Source organism: Protofrankia sp. CiP1_Cm_nod1, from assembly GCF_920888515.1.
In the GTDB taxonomy this organism is placed as follows: Bacteria; Actinomycetota; Actinomycetes; order Frankiales; family Frankiaceae; genus Protofrankia.
In genome coordinates, this window is record NZ_CAKKTM010000468.1 from 1 (window position 1) to 2,252 (window position 2,252).

Sequence of the window (2,252 nt, forward strand, 5' to 3'; positions counted from 1 at the left end):
GTGCGTCCACGGCCGCGTCGGCGGCACCTGCCGCGCCGGCGACGAGCGCCCGTCCGTTACCGGCAGGAACGTCACAGCCGCCGAAGGCGGTTGCTCCCGTCCCGCCGTCGGCCGCGCCGAAACGCGTCTTCGCCCCCGTCGTGATCCTGAACAACTCCAGGGAGCCGGGGCTCGCCGACGCTGCCCGGGCCCGGCTGGAAGCCGCCGGCTTCACGGTGACCCGGGTCGGCAACTACAACGCGGCGTACAACGTCGCGGTACCCACCGTGTTCTACGAGCCGGAGCAGAAGGCCGCCGCCGAGACCCTGCAGGAGCTGATCCCGGATGTCAGAGCCGCGGCTCCCAAGAGCGCGCACTTCAACTCGGACGACCCGCTCATCCTTGTCATCACCAAGGATTTCCAGATCGACCCGCCCGAGTGACGGACCTGAGCCCATGACTCCCACACCCGGCAGCAGCGGCACACCCGGTACCAGCGGCACGCCCGGCAGCAGCACGCCCGGCAGCGGCCCGCTCGCCGGGGCGCCCCGGACGCTGGCCGGCGGCTCCGGGCTCGCCGCGCTGCTCACCGACCCGCGGCATGCCCTGATCGCGCTCGACTACGACGGCACCCTCTCACCCATCGTCAGCCGTCCCTCCGACGCCGTTCCCGCGCCCGGTGCGCTGCGCGCCCTGGCCCGGCTGGCCGAACGGGTCGGATCGATCACCATCATCACCGGCCGCCCGGTCGAGGCCCTGCTCTCGCTCGCCCGGTTCACCGACGAGCCGGGGCTGCACTCGCTGTCCATCCTCGGCCAGTACGGGCTCCAGCGCTGGGACGCCGCCACCGGAACGATCACCAGCCCCGAACCGTTGCCCGGGGTGGCCGCGGTCCGGGCCGCACTGCCCAGGCTCCTGCAGGACGCGCCCGCCGGGACCGTCGTGGAGGACAAGGGGCACGCCCTGGTCGTCCACGTCCGCCGCACCGCCGACCCGGACGCGTCACTGGCCTCGCTCACGCCCGCGCTGACCGTCCTGGCCAGGGACAACGGGCTGGATGCCGCACCTGGCAAACGGGTGCTGGAGCTACGCCCGCCCGGCCACGACAAGGGCCGGGCGCTGCGCGACCACGTGGCCGGGCTGGGCGTCCGCTCCGTGCTGTTCGCCGGCGACGACCTCGGTGACCTGCCGGCCTTCGACACGGTCGACGAGCTGCGGGCCGCCGGTATCCCCGGGCTGACCGTGTGCAGCGACGGCCCGGAGGTCCCCCGGGCACTGCGGGAGCGGGCCGATCTCGTCGTCCCCGGCCCGGAGGGAGTGGTGGCGCTACTGCTCCTGCTCGCCGCCCGCCTGGCCTAGAGCACCGATCGCGTAACCGTACGTATCCTCGCAAACGGCGGCGCACGTCGATGAGCGCCGATCATGGCCTACACCGGGGTCGTGGACGGGATTCGCACTGCCTGGCCGGCCTGGAACGCCCGCCCGGGACGCCGGCCGTCCCCGGCGGGGTGGGGTGGGGTCACTCCAGCAGCGCGTCGAGCTGGTCGCGGAACCACTTGCGCGGGGGGAGCCTGCCTGCGACGGCGGCGAGCCGGGCGCACCGGTCGCGGCGCTCGTCAGCGGCCATCAGCAGCGCGGTGTGCAGCGCCCGGGCGGTCGCGCTCACGTCGAACGGGTTGACCACCAGCGCGTCGTCGGCCATCTCCACGCACGCCCCGGCCTCGCGGGAGAGCACCAGGGCCGCCCCGGGCCGGGAGAGCACCGCGCCCTCCTTCGCGACCAGGTTCATGCCGTCCCTGATCGGGTTCACCACCAGCACCTCGGCCAGCGACAACGCCGCCAGTGACCGTGGGTAGTCATCGTTGACCTCCAGCCGGACGGGCAGCCAGGTCGCGGTCGCGAACTCGTCCTCGATCTCCGCCACGATCCGCTGCACGGCGGCCGTGTACTCGCGGTATTCGGGAAGGTCGTGGCGGGACGGATAGGCGCACACGATGTGCACCACCCGCCCCTGCCACTGCGGATAGTCGCGCAGCAGCTCCCGGTAGGCGTCCAGACCGCGGACGATGTTCTTCGACAGTTCGGTCCGGTCCACCCGCACGATCACCCGCCGGCCCGCGGCGATCTCGCGCATCTCGGCGGCGCGGGCGGCCACGTCCTGCCTGGACGCGCGTCTGAGCAGCCAGTCACCGTCGACCCCGAGCGGATGGACCCCGATCCGGACGGCGCGGCCGCGGTAGCGCAGCCACGGCCCGCCCGCCCCGTCGCGGCCC

3 protein-coding genes are annotated in these 2,252 nt (G+C 73.8%); 2 read left to right on the forward strand and 1 reads right to left on the reverse strand.

All coding sequences use genetic code 11. The annotated features are described in order from the left end of the window. Both NBX02_RS22220 and otsB read left to right on the forward strand, forming a co-directional pair. Positions 1 to 422 (forward strand): LytR C-terminal domain-containing protein (locus NBX02_RS22220; RefSeq protein WP_250292960.1); only part of this gene is annotated, 422 nt, incomplete at its 5' end. Between the two features lie 13 nt (positions 423 to 435). Next, on the forward strand, positions 436 to 1,338 hold the full coding sequence (otsB, locus tag NBX02_RS22225; RefSeq protein WP_250292961.1) for a trehalose-phosphatase: 903 nt from the start codon (positions 436 to 438) through the stop codon (positions 1,336 to 1,338). 160 nt (positions 1,339 to 1,498) lie between these two features. Here otsB and NBX02_RS22230 read toward each other — a convergent pair. Continuing rightward, positions 1,499 to 2,252 (reverse strand): trehalose-6-phosphate synthase (locus NBX02_RS22230; RefSeq protein ID WP_250292964.1); only part of this gene is annotated, 754 nt, incomplete at its 5' end.